This is a genomic window from Mycobacterium sp. NGS63 (genome assembly GCF_059812295.1).
This window is the reverse complement of sequence record NZ_JCALCJ010000011.1, coordinates 109,395-127,223: the sequence shown is the minus strand read 5'-3', so window position 1 is coordinate 127,223 and position 17,829 is coordinate 109,395. Positions and strand designations below refer to the sequence as shown.

Below are 17,829 nucleotides of genomic sequence, written 5' to 3'. Positions count from 1 at the left end.
GGACACGTGCGCCAAGAGTGACACGGGTGTCAGAAAGCGCGGCGGGCGCCCGCCAGGCGCGCGACCTCGTCCGGGTGGCGTTCGGCCCGGCCGTGGTGGCATTGGGCATCGTCGCGGCGGTCACGCTGCTTCAGCTGCTGATCGCCAACAGCGACATGACCGGCGCGTTGGGCGCCATCGCCAGCATGTGGCTCGCCGTTCACCAGGTGCCGATCTCGATCGGCGGCCGCGAACTCGGCGTGCTGCCGCTGCTGCCGGTGCTGTTGATGGTGTGGGCCACCGCGCGCAGCAGCGCGCGCGCCACCTCGCCGTCCTCGTCGTGGCTGGTGGTCCGCTGGGTGATCGCGTCGGCGCTGGGCGGGCCCCTGCTGCTGGCCGCCATCGCGCTCGCGGTCGTCCACGACGCGTCGACGGTGATCACCGAGCTGCAGACGCCCAGCGCGTTGCGCGCGTTCGCCAGCGTGCTGGTGGTGCACGCCATCGGCGCGGCGATCGGCGTGTGGTCGCGGGTGGGCCGGCGAGCGCTGGCGGCGTCGCCGCTGCCCGACTGGCTCGGCGATTCGCTGCGCGCGGCGACGGCCGGTGTGCTCGCGCTGCTGGGGCTGTCCGGGCTGGTGACCGCCGGGTCGCTGGTCGTGCACTGGGCGACCATGCAGGAGCTCTTCGGGATCACCGATTCGATATTCGGCCAGTTGAGTCTCACTGTGCTGTCCGTGTTGTATGCGCCCAACGTCATCGTGGGCACGTCGGCGGTGGCCGTCGGTTCCAGCGCGCACCTCGGCTTCGCGACGTTCAGCTCGTTCACGGTTTTCGGCGGCGACGTCCCGGCCCTGCCGATCCTGGCCGCGGCGCCCGCGCCGCCGCTGGGGCCGGTGTGGGTGGCGCTGCTGATCGTCGGCGCGTCGTCCGGTGTGGCCGTCGGGCAGCAATGCGCCCGGCGCGCGCTGCCGCTGCTGCCGGCGCTGGCCAAGCTGCTGGTCGCGTCGGTCGCCGGGGCGCTGGCGATGTCGTTGCTCGCCTACGGCGGCAGCGGCCGGCTGGGCAACTTCGGCCACGTCGGCGTCGACCAGGGGGCGCTGCTGGTCGGCGTCTTATTCTGGTTCGCGGTCGTCGGCTGGGCCACGGTGGTGATGGCCGGCGGCATCCGGCGCGGGCGGCGGCGCCCCAAACCCGAGCCGGATGAGCCCGCGGACTTCGCCGAGCTTTTCGACGAGCCGGCGGACGAGCCGGATGTGGAACCGACGGCAGAGTCCGGCGAAGAGCCGGGTGAGGAGCCACCCACCTGATCGAGCCTGCGCTGAGCGCGGCGACACGCCCGGCGGCATGGCGCTGGACGCAGAGTCGGCGCGGCGGGGCGCACCAGTAGGCTCGCCGTTGTGCAGCAACCGCTCCACGTGCCCCCGAGTGCGCCGGCGCGGGTGTTGGTGCTGGCATCGGGCACCGGTTCGCTGCTGGCGTCATTGATCGGCGCCGCCGCCGGCGACTACCCGGCCCGCATCGTGGCCGTCGGCGCCGACCGCGACTGCCCGGCCCTGCAGATCGCGGGGGAGGCGTCGGTGCCCGCCTTCACCGTCCGGCTGGCCGACCACCCCGACCGCGACGCTTGGGACGCGGCCATCACCGCCGCGGCCGACGCGCACTCGCCCGACCTGGTGGTATCGGCGGGGTTCATGAAAATCCTTGGGCCACGGTTTCTTTCCCGCTTCGACGGGCGGATTGTGAACACCCATCCCGCGCTGCTGCCCGCCTTCCCGGGCGCGCACGGCGTGGCCGACGCGTTGGCCTACGGCGTGAAGCTCACAGGCTGTACCGTGCACCTGGTGGATGCCGGTACGGACACCGGGCCGGTCCTGGCGCAGCAGTCCGTTCCGGTGCTCGACGGCGACAACGAAGAGACCCTGCACGAACGCATCAAAGTCACCGAACGGCAGCTGCTGGTCGACGTGGTGGCCGCGATCGCGACCCGCGGCGTGACGGTGGTCGGAAGAAAGGCAACCTTGGGATGAGCGCAGCATGAGCACCGACGAGGCAAGAAGGCCGATCCGGCGCGCGTTGATCAGCGTCTACGACAAGACCGGGCTGGTCGAGCTCGCCGAGGGCCTCAGCGCCGCCGGCGTGGAGATCGTCTCGACCGGCTCAACCGCGAAGACCATTGCCGCCAAAGGGATTCCGGTTACCCCCGTGGAGGAGCTGACCGGCTTCCCCGAGGTGCTCGACGGCCGGGTCAAGACGCTGCACCCGCGGGTGCATGCCGGCCTGCTGGCCGACTTGCGCAAACCCGAGCACGCCGCGGCGCTCGAGCAGCTCGGCATCGCGGCGTTCGAACTGGTCGTGGTCAACCTGTATCCGTTCAGCGAGACCGTCGGCTCCGGCGCCGGCATCGACGAGTGCGTCGAACAGATCGACATCGGCGGGCCGTCGATGGTGCGCGCGGCCGCCAAGAACCACCCCAGCGTGGCGGTGATCACCGACCCGCTCGGCTACGACGGGGTGCTCGCCGCGGTGCGCGGCGGCGGATTTACCCTCGCCGAGCGCAAAAGGCTGGCGGCGCTGGCGTTTCAGCACACCGCGGACTACGACATCGCGGTCGCCGGCTGGATGGAGTCGACGCTGGCGCCCGAGCATCCGCCCACGGCGTTCCCGCAGTGGCTGGCCGGCAGCTGGCGGCGCACGGCGATGCTGCGCTACGGCGAGAACCCGCACCAGCAGGCGGCGCTCTACGGCGACCCCGGTGCCTGGCCGGGCCTGGCGCAGGCCGAGCAGCTGCACGGAAAAGAGATGTCCTACAACAACTTCACCGACGCCGACGCGGCCTGGCGGGCGGCCTTCGACCACGAACAGATGTGTGTGGCAATCATCAAGCACGCCAACCCGTGTGGGATCGCGATCTCGTCGGTGTCGATCGCCGACGCGCACCGCAAGGCCCACGAATGCGATCCGCTGAGCGCCTACGGCGGGGTGATCGCGGCCAACACCGAGGTCAGCGTCGAGATGGCGGAATACGTCAGCACCATCTTCACCGAAGTGATCGTCGCGCCCGCCTACGCGCCGGGCGCCGTCGACGCGCTGACGCGCAAGAAGAACATCCGCGTGCTGGTGGCCTCCGAGCCGCTTACCGGCGGCACCGAGCTGCGACCGGTCAGCGGCGGGCTGCTGGTGCAGCAGCGCGACCAGCTCGACGCGCACGGCGACAACCCCGCCAACTGGACCCTGGCGAGCGGATCGCCTGCGGACCCGAACACGTTGACCGACCTGGTCTTTGCGTGGCGCGCGTGCCGCGCGGTCAAGTCGAACGCGATCGTGATCGCCGCCGACGGCGCCACCATCGGCGTCGGCATGGGCCAGGTGAACCGGGTCGACGCGGCCCGCCTGGCCGTCGAACGCGGCGGCGACCGGGTGCGCGGCGCGGTCGCGGCCTCCGACGCGTTCTTCCCGTTCCCGGACGGCCTCGAGACGCTGACCGCCGCGGGGGTCAAGGCGGTGGCGCACCCGGGCGGATCGGTGCGCGACGACGAGGTGACCGCGGCGGCCGCGAAAGCCGGGATCACTTTGTACCTGACGGGCGCCCGGCATTTCGCCCACTGAACGCTCGGCGCGTGAGCGTTTTGCCCACCGCGTAGCGTGGAGTGGTGCCATCACCGAGTAATCTGCCCCGCACCGTCGGCGAGCTCCGGGCCGCCGGCCACCGCGAGCGGGGCGTCAAACAGGAAATCCGCGAAAACCTGCTCACGGCGCTGGCCGAAGGTGACGAGGTTTGGCCGGGCATCCTGGGATTCGACGACACCGTCATCCCTCAGCTGGAGCGGGCGCTGATCGCCGGCCACGACTTCGTGTTGCTGGGCGAACGCGGCCAGGGCAAGACCCGGCTGCTGCGGGCCCTGGTCGGGCTGCTCGACGAGTGGACCCCCGTGATCGACGGGGCCGAGCTGGGCGAGCATCCGTACCGGCCGATCACGCCGGAGTCGATCCGGCGCGCCGCCACCCTGGGCGACGACCTGCCGGTGACATGGCGGCACCGCAGCGAGCGCTACACCGAAAAGCTGGCCACCCCCGACACCAGCGTCGCCGACCTGGTCGGTGACATCGACCCGATCAAGGTCGCCGAGGGCCGCAGCCTCGGTGACCCCGAGACCATCGCCTACGGGCTGATCCCGCGCGCGCACCGCGGCATCGTCGCGGTCAACGAGCTGCCCGACCTCGCCGAACGCATCCAGGTGTCGATGCTCAACGTCATGGAGGAGCGCGACATCCAGGTCCGCGGGTACACGCTGCGCCTGCCGCTGGACGTGTTGGTGGTCGCCAGCGCCAACCCCGAGGACTACACCAATCGGGGCCGCATCATCACCCCGCTCAAGGACCGCTTCGGCGCCGAGATCCGCACCCACTATCCGCTGGAGCTGGAGGCGGAGGTGGGCGTGATCGTGCAGGAAGCCCACCTGTCCGCGCAGGTGCCCGACTATCTGATGCAGGTGATCGCGCGGTTCGCCCGCTACCTGCGGGAGTCGAACTCGATCGACCAGCGGTCGGGGGTGTCGGCGCGGTTCGCGATCGCGGCGACCGAGACCGTCGCGGCCGCGGCCCGCCACCGCGGCGCGGTGCTGGGGGAGACCGACCCGGTGGCCCGGGTGGTGGACCTGGGCACGGTGATCGACGTGCTGCGCGGCAAGCTGGAATTCGAGTCCGGCGAGGAGGGCCGCGAGCAGGCGGTGCTCGAGCACCTGCTGCGCCGCGCGACCGCCGACACCGCCGCGCGGGTGCTGGGCGGCATCGACGTCGGTTCGTTGGTGGTCGCGGTCGAGGGCGGTTCCGCGGTGACGACGGGCGAGCGGGTGTCGGCCAAGGACGTGCTGGCCGCGGTCCCGGGCCTGGACGTCGTGGACAAGATCGCGGCCAAGCTGCACGCCGAGTCCGAGGGCGAGCGCGCCGCGGCATTGGAACTGGCGCTGGAGGCGTTGTATCTGGCCAAGCGGATCGACAAGGTGTCCGGGGAGGGCCAAACCGTCTATGGGTAGTAGAGGGCACTCGTCGCGATACTCGGCGTACACCGGCGGCCCCGACCCGCTGGCCCCGCCGGTGGATCTGCGCGAGGCGCTCGAACAGATCGGCCAGGACGTCATGGCCGGCACCTCGCCGCGGCGGGCGCTGTCGGAGTTGTTGCGCCGCGGCACCGAGAACATGCGCGGGGCCGACCGGCTGGCGGCCGAGGCGAACCGGCGCCGACGGGATCTGTTGCGCCGCAACAACTTGGACGGCACCCTGCAGGAGATCAAGAAGCTGCTCGACGAGGCCGTGCTGGCCGAGCGCAAGGAGCTGGCCCGCGCCCTGGACGACGACGCGCGCTTCGGCGAGTTGCAGCTTGACGCGCTGCCGGCGTCGCCGGCCAAGGCCGTCCAGGAGCTCTCCGACTACAACTGGCGCAGCGGTGAGGCCCGCGAAAAGTACGAGCAGATCAAGGATTTGCTCGGCCGCGAGATGCTGGACCAACGCTTCGCGGGCATGAAGCAGGCGCTGGAGGGAGCCACCGAGGAGGACCGCCAGCGCGTCAACGACATGCTGAACGACCTCAACGAGCTGCTGGACAAGCACGCCAAAGGCCAAGACTCGCAGCAGGACTTCGAAGACTTCATGGACAAGCACGGCGAGTTCTTCCCGGAGAACCCGCGCAACGTCGAGGAGCTGCTGGACTCGCTGGCCAAGCGCGCCGCCGCCGCCCAGCGCTTCCGCAACAGCCTCAGCCCCGACCAGCGCGCCGAGCTGGATGCCCTGGCGCAGCAGGCATTCGGGTCCCCGGCGTTGATGGACGCGCTCAATCGTCTCGACGCGCATCTACAGGCAGCGCGCCCGGGCGAGGACTGGACCGGGTCGGAGCAGTTCTCCGGTGACAACCCGTTCGGCATGGGCGAGGGCACCCAGGCGCTGTCCGACATCGCCGAGCTGGAGCAGCTGGCCGAGCAGCTGTCGCAGAGCTACCCGGGCGCCACCATGGACGACGTCGACCTCGACGCGCTGGCCCGCCAGCTCGGCGACCAGGCGGCCATCGACGCCCGCACGCTGGCCGAACTCGAACGCGCGCTGGTCAATCAGGGTTTCCTGGACCGCGGCTCGGACGGGCAGTGGCGACTGTCCCCGAAGGCGATGCGCCGCCTCGGGGAGACGGCGTTACGCGATGTGGCGCAACAGCTTTCCGGCCGCCACGGTGAACGTGATCACCGCCGCGCCGGGGCGGCGGGTGAGCTGACCGGCGCGACCCGGCCCTGGCAATTCGGGGACACCGAGCCGTGGAACATCTCCCGCACCCTGACCAACGCGGTGCTGCGGCAGGCGGGAACGGCCACCCTGGACGACGGTCCGATCCGGATCACCGTCGACGACGTCGAGATATCGGAGACCGAGACCCGCACGCAGGCCGCGGTGGCGCTGTTGGTCGACACGTCGTTTTCGATGGTGATGGAGAATCGCTGGCTGCCCATGAAGCAGACGGCGCTGGCGCTGAACCACCTGGTGTGCACGCGGTTTCGCTCGGATGCCTTGCAGATCATCGCCTTCGGCCGCTACGCCCGCACGGTGACGGCCGCCGAGCTGACCGGCCTGGAGGGCGTCTACGAGCAGGGCACCAACCTGCATCACGCGCTGGCGCTGGCGGGCCGCCACCTGCGCCGGCATCCCAACGCGCAGCCCGTCGTGCTGGTGGTGACCGACGGCGAGCCCACCGCCCACCTGGAGGATTTCGACGGGGACGGCTCGGCGGTGTTCTTTGACTACCCGCCGCACCCGCGGACCATCGCGCACACCGTGCGCGGGTTCGACGAGATGGCAAGGCTCGGTGCGCAGGTGACGATCTTCCGGCTGGGCAACGACCCCGGCCTGGCCCGGTTCATCGATCAGGTCGCCCGGCGCGTCGAGGGCCGCGTCGTGGTGCCCGATCTCGACGGCCTGGGCGCCGCCGTGGTGGGCGACTACCTGCGGTCGCGCCGCCGCCGGTAACGCCGCGACGAAGGAGGAGAACGACGTGAGCAAGGTGCCAACGATCGAACTCAACGATGGCACGCGCATCCCGCAGCTCGGCTTCGGGGTGTTTCAGATCAAGCCCGACGAGACCGTCGCGGCCGTCAAGCGCGCCCTCGACATCGGATACCGGCACATCGACACCGCCGAGATGTACGGCAACGAAGCCGAAGTCGGCCAGGGTATTCGCGACGCCGGCCTCGACCGCGGCGAGGTATTCGTCACCAGCAAGCTGAACAACGGCCGTCACGAGCCCGACGACGCGCGACGCGCGTTCGACAAGACGCTGGAAGCCCTGGGATCCGACTACGTCGACCTGTTCCTCATTCACTGGCCGCTGCCCACGCTCTACGGCGGCGACTTCGTCTCCACCTGGAAGGTCCTCGAGGAGTTCGCCAAAGACGGCCGCGCCCGCAGCGTCGGCGTCTCGAATTTCCAACCCGCGCACCTGGATCGGCTGGCCGCGGAAACCGGCACCGTCCCCGCGGTCAACCAGATCGAGGTCCACCCGTACTTCGGCAACGAGGAGGTCCGCGCCTACGGCCGCGAGCACGGCATCGTCACCGAGGCGTGGTCGCCGATCGCCCAGGGCAAGGTGCTCGACGATCCGGTGATCAACCGCATCGCCGACGCGCGCGGCAAGTCACCGGCGCAGGTGGCGTTGCGCTGGCACATCCAGCGCGGCGACGTCGTCTTCCCCAAATCGGTGACGCCGGAACGGATCCGATCCAACTTCGAGCTGTTCGACTTCGAGCTGGACGGCTCCGACATGGACGCGATCTCGGGGCTGGACAAGGGCGAATCGGGCCGACGGGGACCCCACCCGGACACGTTCGACTACGTGCCGGGCTAGCCGGAAGCCTTGGGGCGCAACGTGTCGGGCGCTACCCGCGCGGGCGGCGGGCCCGGCGCTTGATGCCCACGCCGCCCCACAGCGAGAAGCCGCGAATCTTGACCTTCGGCGCGCCGGGCGTGCCCTGGCCCAGCACGCTGTGGTCGAAGCCGCCCATCACCCCGTGGCCGTGGATCTCGACGTTCACCTCGGGCGGCAACAAGATGCTCTGCACGCCCATGATCGAGATCGCGTGGATGTCGACCTCGGTGGAGGTGAAGTCGGCGTAGCGCAGATCCACCACCCCGCTGCCCCAGAAGGTGAACGTGGTCAGCTTCTTCGGCACGTTCCACCGGCCGCGCCGTTCGAACCCGCTCATCAGCGCCAGCAGCAGCATCGACGGCGCGGGATTGGGTTTGCCGCCCCGGCGCGGGCTCAGCATCGCACCGGGCAGGTCGGCCCGCAGCTGATCCAGCTCCTCGTACGTCGTCGCCGCGTAGGCGCGCGTCAGCCGGTCTTCGTAGTCCTTGAGTTGCAGGCGGCCCTGCTCGGCCGCATACGCCAGCAACTGCGCGACCTGAATGCGATCCGTGTCGGCCGCGCGGGACGCCTCGTCACGCGTGGTCCCGTTGTCGCGGGGAGCGCGGGTCTCGCGCGGCGCTGGGTTGCTCATCATCCACGAGCGTACGACGTAGAAGTTTTGCTGCAAGTGTGTTGGCTAAACTGCAACCTACCTCCCTGGTCGGACTCGGTTTCGCCAGGCATTTTCCGCGGTCGCTCGGCGTCGTGTCGCGCCGTTAGACGTTTGCCCAACTAGGCGGGCGCTTCTGCAGGAACGCCAGCATGCCCTCGCGGGCCTCGTCGGAGACGAACAGCCGCGCGGACTCCTCGGTGAGGCGGTCGGCGTCGCGGTCGAACCCCGCCAGGACGGCGGCCGTCGTCAGCGCCTTGGACGCCGCGAGCCCCTGCGGCGAGCCGCGGCTCACGTCGGCGACCAACTTCTGTACCGCGGCATCGACGTCGTCGGCGGCCAGCGTGACGAGTCCGATCTCGGTCGCCACGTTCGCGTCGAACGTCTCGCCGGTGAGGTAGTAGCGGGCCGCGGCCCGCGCCGAGATCTTCGGTAGCAGCGTCAGCGAGATGATCGCCGGGGCGACCCCGATGCGGGCCTCGGTCAGCGCGAAGGTGCTGCGGGGACCGGCGACCACCATGTCGCAGGCGCCGACGAGACCGAACCCGCCGGCGCGCACGTGCCCGTCGATGGCGCCGATCACCGGCAGCGGCAATTCGAGGATGGCGCGCAACAGGGTGGTCATCTCCCGCGCCCGCGCCACCGCCGTGTCGAACGGTGAGCCTTCGCCGGCCTCGCTCAGGTCCGCCCCGGCGCAGAAGGTGCCGCCCGTGTGTCCCAGCACCACCACCCGCGCCGCCGGGTCCGCCGCGGCATCTCGCAACCCCTGGTGCAGTTGGGCCAGCAGCGCGGTGGAAATCGCGTTGCGGTTGTGCGGCGAGTTCAGCGTCAGCCGCGCGACCGGGCCGCCGGTGTCGGCCGGGCCCGCGTATTCGACGAGGGTGTCCATCAGTAGCTTCGGGGCAGGCCCAGCGACGTCTGCGCGACGAAGTTCAGCACCATCTCCCGGCTGATGGGCGCGATGCGTCCGAGCCGCGCCGAGGTCATCATCGCGGCCACGCCGTACTCCTTAGTCAACCCGTTGCCGCCCATCGACTGCACGGCCTGGTCGACGGCCCGGTTCGCCGCTTCGGCCGCGGCGTACTTGGCCATGTTGGCGGCCTCGGCCGCGCCCGCGTCGTCGCCGCTGTCGTAGAGCGCGGCGGCCTTCTGCATCATCAGCTTGGCCAGTTCCACCTCAATGTGGCACTGCGCCAACGGATGTGACAGCCCCTGGTGCGCACCGATGGGCGTGGACCAGACCTGGCGGGTCTTGACATAATCGACGGCCTTGCTCAGCGCGAACCGCCCCATGCCCACCGAGCTGGCCGCGCCCATGATGCGTTCGGGGTTCAGGCCGGCGAAAAGCTGTGCGATCGCGGCGTCCTGGGCCCCGACCAGCGCGTCGGCGGGCAGCCGGACGTCGTCGAGGAAGACCTGGAACTGGCGCTCGGGGCTGATCAGCTCCATCTCGATCGGGGTGTAGGTGAAGCCGGGCGCGTCGGTGGGCACGACGAACAGCGCCGGGCGCAGCTTGCCGGTTTTCGCCTCTTCGGTGCGCGCGACGACCAGCACCGCCTGCGCCTGGTCGATGCCGGAGATGAATACCTTCTGGCCCTTGAGGATCCAGTCACCGCCGTCGCGGCGGGCGGTCGTGGTGATCTTGTGCGAGTTGGAGCCGGCGTCGGGTTCGGTGATCGCGAACGCCATCGTCAGCGAGCCGTCGGCGATCCCGGGAATCCAGCGCTTCTTCTGCTCCTCGGTACCGAACTTGCTGATGATGGTGCCGTTGATGGCCGGCGACACCACCATCAGCAGCAGCGCGCTGCCCGCGGCCGCCATCTCCTCCATCACCAGCGACAGCTCGTACATGCCGGCGCCGCCGCCGCCGTACTCCTCGGGCAGGTTCACCCCGAGGAAGCCGAGTTTGCCCGCCTCGGACCACAATTCGGTGGTGTGCTCCTGCGCGCGGGCCTTCTCCAGGTAGTAGTCCTGGCCGTAGTTGGACGCCCACTCGGACACCGCCTTGCGCAGCGCCCGGCGATCCTCGTTTTCGACGAAGCTGGTATCGGTCACGGTGCATCTCCTTCTGCTTGCGGCGCGTCCACCCTCGCCAGGACGGCGCCCACCTCGACTTGTTGACCGGTCGTGACGTCGAGCTGCGCGAGCACGCCGTCGGACGGTGCGGTGATGGTGTGTTCCATCTTCATCGCCTCCAGCCAGATCAGTGGCTGCCCGGCGGTGACGGTGTCGCCGACCGCGGCGCCGAGGCGGATGACGTTGCCGGGCATGGGCGCCACCAGTGAGCCTTGTGCGACGGCCGATCCCGGCTCGGGGAACCTCGGCAAGGCGACCAGGTGCACCGGCCCGCGCGCGGAGTCGACGTAGACGTCTTCGGATCCCGGAGACCCGTAGCGTCGCACCGAGAAGCCGTGGTCCACGCCGTCGGCGTTCAGCACCACCTCGTCCGACGCCGCCGGGACCAGCCGCACCGACTCGTCGGCGGGAAGCGCCAATCCGTCTCTGGTGAAGCGGTATTCGACGTGGTGCTCGGTGTCGGCGTCGTCGCGGTAGGCCTTGGCCTGATGGCCCGAGGCGAGGTTGCGCCAGCCGCTGGGCAGCGAGCCCAGCACCTGGGCCGTCGCGCGGTTGTGGGCGGCGTCGGCGAGCGCGGCCGCGATCGCCGACAGTCGGACCGCCGACTCGTCGGCCAGCGGCGCGGACAGCCGATCCAGGCCGTGGGTGTCGAAAAACGCGGTGTCGGTGGCGCCGTCGAGGAACGCCGGGTGCCGCAGCACGTTGACCAAGAGCTCGCGGTTGGTGCGCACGCCGTGCAGCCGGGCGCGGGCCAGCGCGTCGGCGAGCACCCGTGCCGCCTGGTGGCGGGTCGGGGCGTAGGAGATGACCTTGGCCAGCATCGGGTCGTAGTGGATCGACACCGTGGATCCGTCCGCGATGCCGGAATCCAGGCGGATTCCGGTCCGACCGCCCAGCGAGTCGAATTCGGCCCGCACGGCCGGCACCGTGAACGTGTGCATTACGCCGGCCTGGGGCTGCCACCCGTGCGCGGGGTCCTCGGCGTAGAGCCGGGCCTCGATCGAATGCCCCTGGGCGGCAAGGGGTTCCGCGTCGAGTCGGGCGCCGTCGGCGACGGCGAGCTGCAGTTCGACGAGGTCGACGCCCGTGGTTTCCTCGGTGACCGGGTGCTCGACCTGCAGCCGGGTGTTCATCTCCAGGAAGTAGAACTCGCCGTTGTCGTCGGCCAGGAATTCGACCGTGCCGGCACCGGTGTAGCCGATCGCGCCGGCGGCCAGCCGGGCCGCGTCGAACAGCTTGGCGCGCATGCCCGGTGTCCGCTCGACCAACGGCGAGGGCGCCTCCTCGATGATCTTCTGGTGGCGGCGCTGGATCGAGCATTCCCGTTCCCCGACGGCCCACACCGTGCCGTGGGTGTCGGCGAGGACCTGAACCTCCACGTGGTGGCCGGTGGGCAGGTAGCGCTCGCAGAACACGGTCGGGTCGCCGAACGCCGAGGCCGCCTCCCGGCGCGCCGCTTCGACTTCGCTTGGCAGGGCGGACAGTTCGCGGACCACCCGCATCCCGCGGCCGCCGCCGCCGGCGGACGCCTTGACCAGCACCGGCAGCTGAGCCTCGGTCACGGTGTCGGGGTCGAGCTCCTCGAGGACCGGAACCCCGGCGGCGGCCATCAGCTTCTTGGACTCGATCTTGGAGCCCATCGCGCGCACCGCGTCCACCGGGGGACCGACCCAGGTCAGGCCGGCGTCGGCCACGGCGGCCGCGAATTCGGCGTTCTCCGAGAGGAATCCGTAGCCGGGGTGCACCGCGTCGGCGCCGGCGGCGCGGGCGGCGGCGATGATCGCGCCGGCGTTGAGGTAGTCGTTGGTCTTCGGCAGCCGCACCCGCGCGTCGGCCTCGGCGACGTGCGGGGAAGCGGCGTCGGGGTCGGTGTAGACGGCGACGGTGCCCAGGCCCAGCCGCCGGCAGGTGGCGAACACGCGCCGGGCGATCTCGCCGCGGTTGGCGACCAGCACTCGAGTGATTCCCATTGCGCTCACATCCGGAAGACGCCGAAGTTCGACGTCCCCTCGATCGGGCCATTGGCGATGGCGGACAGACACATTCCCAGCACCGTGCGGGTGTCGCGCGGGTCGATCACGCCGTCGTCGTAGAGCATCCCCGACAGGACCAGTGGCAGCGACTCGGCCTCGATCTGGCCCTCGACGGCCGCGCGCATCGCGGCGTCGGCCTCCTCGTCGACCTGCTGCCCGCGGGCCTCGGCGGCCGCGCGGGCCACGATCGACAGCACGCCCGAGAGCTGGGCGCCGCCCATCACCGCCGCCTTGGCGCTGGGCCAGGCGAACAGGAACCGCGGGTCGTAGGCGCGCCCGCACATGCCGTAGTGGCCGGCCCCGTACGACGCGCCGATCAGCAGCGAGATGTGCGGGACGGTCGAATTGGACACGGCGTTGATCATCATCGCCCCGTGCTTGATCATCCCGCCCTCTTCATAGTCCTTGCCCACCATGTAGCCGGTGGTGTTGTGCAGGAACAACAGTGGCGTGTTGGACCGGTTGGCGAGCTGGATGAACTGGGTGGCCTTCTGCGACTCCTCGCTGAACAGCACCCCGCGCGCGTTGGCCAGGATGCCCAGCGGGTAGCCGTGCAGCCGGGCCCAGCCGGTGACCAGCGACGAGCCGTACATGGCCTTGAACTCGTCGAATTCGGAGCCGTCGACGATGCGGGCGATCACCTCACGCGGGTCGAACGGGATGCGCAGGTCCGCGGGCACGATGCCGATCAGCTCCCCGGCGTCGAACAGCGGCTCGGTCACGGGTCCGGGGGCGGGTCCCTGCTTGACCCAGTTGAGCCGGGCCACGATGCGGCGCCCGATCCGGATGGCATCCAGCTCGTCGACGGCGAAGTAGTCGCCCAAACCCGATATGCGGGAGTGCATTTCGGCGCCGCCAAGGGATTCGTCGTCGGATTCCTCGCCGGTGGCCATCTTCACCAGCGGGGGACCGGCGAGGAACACCTTCGAGCGCTCCTTGATCATCACCACGTGGTCGGACATCCCGGGCACGTAGGCCCCGCCCGCGGTGGAGTTGCCGAAGACCAGCGCGATGGTCGGGATCCCGGCCGCCGAGAGCCGGGTCAGGTCGCGGAACATCCGCCCGCCCGGGACGAAGACCTCCTTCTGGGTGGGCAGGTCGGCCCCGCCGGACTCGACCAGCGAGATGACCGCAAGCCGGTTCTCGAACGCGATCTGGTTGGCCCGCAGGATCTTCCGCAGCGTCCAGGGGTTGCTGGTGCCGCCCTTGACGGTCGGGTCGTTGGCCACGATCATGCATTCCACGCCGGCCACCACGCCGATGCCGGTGACGATGCTGGCGCCGACCTGGAACGCGCTGCCATAGGCCGCCAGCGGGCTGAGCTCCAGGAACGGGGAGTCGGGGTCGACGAGCAGCTCGATGCGTTCGCGCGCGGTCAGCTTGCCGCGGGCGTGGTGGCGCTCGACGTACTTGGGGCCGCCGCCCGCAAGCGCTTTGGCGAGTTCGGCGTCGATCTCCTCGAGCCGCGAGGCCGCCGCCGCAGCCGCGTCGGCGTAGGCGGGGGAACTGGGGTCGAGGGTGGACTGCAAGGCGGTCATGATTGGAATCCCAGCGTTTTGGCGGCCAGCGCGGTCAGGATTTCGGTGGTGCCGCCGCCGATGCCCAGGATCCGCATGTCCCGGTATTGGCGCTCGACTTCGGACTCGGCCATGTAGCCCATGCCGCCGAACAGCTGGACGGCCTGGTTGGCGACCCATTCGCCGGACTCGACGGCGGTGTTCTTGGCGAAGCACACCTGCGCGATCAGGTTGGTCTCCCCGGCGAGCTGGCGCTCCACCACGTTTCGGGTGTAGACCCGCGCGACGTCGATGCGGCGCGCCATCTCGGCCAGCGTGTTCTGCACCGACTGGCGCGAGATCAGCGGCCGGCCGAACGTCTCCCGGTCGCGGCACCAGGCCACGGTGATGTCCAGGCAGCGCTGCGCGCTCGAATACGCTTGCGCGGCAAGGCCGACCCGCTCGGCGACGAAGGCCTGTGCGATCTGGGCGAAGCCGCTGTTCTCGGCGCCGACGAGGTTGGCGGCCGGCACCCGCGCGTCGGTGAACGACAGCTCCGCGGTGTCCGAGGAGCGCCAGCCCATCTTGTCCAGCTTGCGGCTGACCTCGAATCCGGGCGTGCCCTTCTCGATCGCCAGCAGCGAAACCCCCGCCGCCCCAGGGCCGCCGGTGCGCACCGCCGTGACGACGTAGTCGGCGCGGACGCCGGAGGTGATGTAGGTCTTGGCGCCGTTGACGACATAGTGGTCACCGTCGCGGACCGCGGCCGTGCGCAGGTGCCCGACGTCGGAACCTCCGCCGGGCTCGGTGATCGCCAGTGCGCCGATCTTCTCGCCGGCCAGCGTCGGGCGCACGAACTCCTCGATCAGCCGGGCGTCGCCGGAGGCGATCATGTGCGGGACCGCGATGCCACAGGTGAACAGCGACGCGAAGACGCCGCCGGGCGCGCCGGCCTGATGCACCTCCTCGCAGATGAGCAGCGAGTCGGCGCCGTCCCCGCCGCCGCCGCCGACGGCCTCGGGAAAGCCCGCGCCGAGCAACCCGGCCGCCCCGGCGCGACGGTGCAACTCGCGCGGCAGGTCGCCGGTGCGTTCCCACTCGGCGGCGTTGGGCAGGATCTCGCGTTCGGTGAACGAGCGCACCGTTTTTCGCAGCTGCTCGCGCTCGGGCGTGCTCCAGATACTCACATCAGCCTTTCCGGGATGTCGACGTGGCGGCCGCGCAGCCATTCGCCCAGCCCCTTGGCCTGGGGGTCGAATCGCGCCTGATACGCGACGCCCTGGCCCAGGATGCCGTCGACGACGAAGTTCACCGCGCGCAGGTTGGGCAGCACGTGGCGGACGACGTCGAAGTCGGCGGCCTCGGGAAGCAGCTCTTTGAACAGCTCGACGGTCAACGTGTTGGCGAGCCAGCGCCATTGGTCGTCGGTGCGCACCCAGACGCCGACGTTGGCCGAGCCGCCCTTGTCGCCGCTGCGGGCCGCCGCGATGCGACCCAGCGGCACGCGCCGGGTCGGCCCGTCGGGCAGGGGCTCCGGGAGCGGTGGCGCGGCGGCGGGGGATAGCTCCAAAGTGTCCGTGGCGCAGGGGATTTCGACGCGCGTCCCGTCGGCGCGCACCGCGACGTGCGGGACGTTTCGGGCGTCGACGTAGCCCGCGGTGAACACGCCGTAGACCTGCCCGTCGCCGGGCGGGGCGGTCACATGGAAGCCGGGATAGCTGGCGAGCGCCAATTCCACCGCCGCCGAAGAGAATTGGCGCCCGACGTTGGCGGGGTCGGGGTCGCGGACCACGCAGTGCAGCAGCGCGCTGGCGGCTTCCTCGGTGTCGGCGTCGGCGTGGTCGGTGCGGGCCAGCGTCCACTGCAGCTCGGCGGGCTTGACGGTCAGCGCCGCCTCGAGCTGGCGGCGCACCAGCTCGGCCTTGGCCTCGATGTCCAGGCCGGTCAGCACGAACGTCATCGCGTTGCGGAACCCGCCGATGCTGTTCAGCGACACCTTGTAGGTGGGCGGCGGCGGCTCGCCGCGCACGCCGGCGATGCGCACCCGGTCGGGGCCGTCGTCCGACAGCTCGATGCTGTCCATCCGGGCGGTGACGTCGGGGTTGGCGTAGCGCGCGCCGGTGATCTCGTACAGCAGCTGCGCGGTGACGGTGTCGACGCTGACCACTCCGCCGGTGCCGGGGTGCTTGGTGATCACCGACGAGCCGTCGGCGTGGACTTCGGCCAGGGGGAAACCGGCGTGGGTCAGATCGCCGATTTCGGTGAAGAACGAGAAGTTGCCGCCGGTGGCCTGGACGCCGCATTCGATGACGTGGCCGGCGACGACGGCGCCGGCGAGCCGGTCGTAGTCGGTGCGGCCCCAGCCGAAGTGCGCGGCCGCCGCCCCGACGATCACCGACGCGTCGGTGACCCGGCCGGTGACGACGACGTCGGCGCCGCCGGCCAGGCAGTCGACGATGCCCCAGGCGCCCAGGTAGGCGTTCGCGGTCAGCGGCGTGCCTAGCCCGAGTTCGGCGGCGCGCGGCTGCAGGTCGTCGCCCTCGACGTGGGCGACGCGGGCCGGGACGCCCAGCCGCTCGGCCAGCGCGCGGATCGCGTCGGCCAGCCCCGCCGGGTTGAGGCCGCCGGCGTTGGCGACGATGCGCACCCCGCGGTCGCGGGCCTCACCCAAGCAGTCCTCGAGCTGGGTCAGGAAGGTTTTGGCGTAGCCGCGCTCGGGGTGCTTCATCCGGTCGCGGCCCAGGATGAGCATCGTAAGCTCGGCCAGGTAGTCACCGGTCAGGTAGTCCACGTCGCCGCCGGTGAGCATCTCGCGCATCGCCGACAGCCGGTCGCCGTAGAACCCCGAGCAGTTCGCGATGCGGACGGCGCCGGCGGTGCCAGCAGCCCCGGAAATAGAGGTCATGCGCGCCCTCCATCCGTGGGAATGCCGGTAACCCCGAACCAACCAACCGACCGGTAGGTGACGATACCGCTAGCGCCCTGCAGCGTGAAGCGTGGGTTGTTGACCTGTCGGTGTTCCGAAGGGGTTCGCCAGAAATATCCGGATATGCAATACATACTCGCGTTATTGTCGGACATGGGCTGCACAGTGGGTAGCTGCAGGCGCGGATCACGCGATCGGCTCGCAAGCATGGCATCGCGGCCGGACGCATCCGGGAGGCGATGTCGAATGCCGTCTTGGTTTCCGAAGACGGCGACTTCGCGACGTACGTCGGCACGGATGCGCGCGGCCTGGAGTTGGAGATCGGAATCGTGCCCGACGACCGCTTTCCCGACCGGTTCGCGGTGATCCACTGCATGCCGGCCCAGTGGCGCGAGCAAACCAGGGATTGAACCGAGATACGGAGTGACCGACATGGGAAAATTCCCGAAGTCCTTGTCAGGGGCCGAGGTAACGGAAACTGATCTCGACCAGGACGACTTCGAGTTCCAGGGCGACCGGCTAACGGAAGAGCGCGCTAGGGAGATCGCTGAGGAGCGCTGGGAGAAAACCGCCAATTTGATCCCCGGCGGCAAGTCGCTGTCCGGCGGCCAGACACACTCGCCGGTGGTCCAGGTACGCGTCTCGGTGACGACCCGGGACAAGCTCGAGGCGATCGCGAAAGCGCGCAAGATGAGCGTGTCGAAGCTTTCGCGCCAAGTACTCGACGAATTCGTCAAACATGCGACGGCCTGAAGTCGGACCAGACGCAT

General features: G+C 70.3%; 15 protein-coding genes. 8 read left to right on the top strand and 7 right to left on the bottom strand.

The features are described from left to right. The first annotated feature begins 17 nt into the window (after positions 1-17). The 6 genes from AC5Y4Z_RS24100 (at position 18) to AC5Y4Z_RS24075 (ending at position 7,858) form a co-directional block, all read left to right on the top strand. On the top strand, positions 18-1,286 hold the full coding sequence (locus AC5Y4Z_RS24100) for a cell division protein PerM (RefSeq protein WP_499967425.1): 1,269 nt from the start codon (positions 18-20) through the stop codon (positions 1,284-1,286). Between the two features lie 90 nt (positions 1,287-1,376). Further along, on the top strand, positions 1,377-2,006 hold the full coding sequence (gene purN, locus AC5Y4Z_RS24095) for a phosphoribosylglycinamide formyltransferase (protein ID WP_499967424.1): 630 nt from the start codon (positions 1,377-1,379) through the stop codon (positions 2,004-2,006). A 7-nt stretch (positions 2,007-2,013) separates the two neighbouring features. After that, positions 2,014-3,585 (top strand): bifunctional phosphoribosylaminoimidazolecarboxamide formyltransferase/IMP cyclohydrolase, encoded by a 1,572-nt coding sequence (gene purH, locus AC5Y4Z_RS24090; protein WP_499967423.1) that lies wholly within the window; start codon positions 2,014-2,016, stop codon positions 3,583-3,585. Positions 3,586-3,626: 41 nt separating this feature from the next. Further along, positions 3,627-5,012, top strand: a complete 1,386-nt coding sequence (locus AC5Y4Z_RS24085) for a sigma 54-interacting transcriptional regulator (RefSeq protein ID WP_499967422.1) — start codon at positions 3,627-3,629, stop codon at positions 5,010-5,012. Next, on the top strand, positions 5,005-6,984 hold the full coding sequence (locus AC5Y4Z_RS24080; protein ID WP_499967421.1) for a vWA domain-containing protein: 1,980 nt from the start codon (positions 5,005-5,007) through the stop codon (positions 6,982-6,984). The genes AC5Y4Z_RS24085 and AC5Y4Z_RS24080 overlap by 8 nt, the downstream gene beginning before the upstream one ends. Before the next feature lie 25 nt (positions 6,985-7,009). Then, positions 7,010-7,858 (top strand): aldo/keto reductase, encoded by an 849-nt coding sequence (locus AC5Y4Z_RS24075; protein WP_499967420.1) that lies wholly within the window; start codon positions 7,010-7,012, stop codon positions 7,856-7,858. Positions 7,859-7,889: 31 nt separating this feature from the next. Here the strand turns inward: AC5Y4Z_RS24075 and AC5Y4Z_RS24070 are convergent, their stop codons facing one another. The 7 genes from AC5Y4Z_RS24070 to AC5Y4Z_RS24040 form a co-directional block, all read right to left on the bottom strand. Then, a complete protein-coding gene (locus tag AC5Y4Z_RS24070) occupies positions 7,890-8,510 on the bottom strand; it encodes a DUF1707 SHOCT-like domain-containing protein (RefSeq protein WP_499967419.1) in 621 nt (206 codons plus the stop codon). Between the two features lie 124 nt (positions 8,511-8,634). Next, a complete protein-coding gene (locus AC5Y4Z_RS24065; RefSeq protein ID WP_499967418.1) occupies positions 8,635-9,417 on the bottom strand; it encodes an enoyl-CoA hydratase family protein in 783 nt (260 codons plus the stop codon). After that, a complete protein-coding gene (locus tag AC5Y4Z_RS24060; RefSeq protein ID WP_499967417.1) occupies positions 9,417-10,583 on the bottom strand; it encodes an acyl-CoA dehydrogenase family protein in 1,167 nt (388 codons plus the stop codon). The genes AC5Y4Z_RS24065 and AC5Y4Z_RS24060 overlap by 1 nt, the downstream gene beginning before the upstream one ends. Continuing rightward, positions 10,580-12,574: an acetyl/propionyl/methylcrotonyl-CoA carboxylase subunit alpha gene (locus tag AC5Y4Z_RS24055; RefSeq protein WP_499967416.1), complete on the bottom strand. Its 1,995-nt coding sequence runs from the start codon at positions 12,572-12,574 to the stop codon at positions 10,580-10,582. The genes AC5Y4Z_RS24060 and AC5Y4Z_RS24055 overlap by 4 nt, the downstream gene beginning before the upstream one ends. A 5-nt stretch (positions 12,575-12,579) precedes the next feature. Next, entirely contained in the window at positions 12,580-14,175 is a 1,596-nt protein-coding gene (locus AC5Y4Z_RS24050) for an acyl-CoA carboxylase subunit beta (RefSeq protein WP_499967415.1), read from the bottom strand. Further along, the gene (locus tag AC5Y4Z_RS24045; protein ID WP_499967414.1) at positions 14,172-15,320 is read right to left on the bottom strand and encodes an acyl-CoA dehydrogenase family protein; all 1,149 of its coding nucleotides are present in this window, start codon (positions 15,318-15,320) and stop codon (positions 14,172-14,174) included. Before AC5Y4Z_RS24045 ends, AC5Y4Z_RS24050 begins: the two co-directional genes overlap by 4 nt. Next, positions 15,317-17,038: an acyclic terpene utilization AtuA family protein gene (locus AC5Y4Z_RS24040; protein ID WP_499967413.1), complete on the bottom strand. Its 1,722-nt coding sequence runs from the start codon at positions 17,036-17,038 to the stop codon at positions 15,317-15,319. Before AC5Y4Z_RS24040 ends, AC5Y4Z_RS24045 begins: the two co-directional genes overlap by 4 nt. Before the next feature lie 260 nt (positions 17,039-17,298). Between AC5Y4Z_RS24040 and AC5Y4Z_RS24035 the strand changes: the two genes are divergently transcribed. Further along, the gene (locus tag AC5Y4Z_RS24035) at positions 17,299-17,469 is read left to right on the top strand and encodes a hypothetical protein (protein WP_499967412.1); all 171 of its coding nucleotides are present in this window, start codon (positions 17,299-17,301) and stop codon (positions 17,467-17,469) included. A 22-nt stretch (positions 17,470-17,491) separates the two neighbouring features. Further along, a complete protein-coding gene (locus AC5Y4Z_RS24030; protein ID WP_499967485.1) occupies positions 17,492-17,812 on the top strand; it encodes a DNA-binding protein in 321 nt (106 codons plus the stop codon). Positions 17,813-17,829 lie beyond the last annotated feature (17 nt).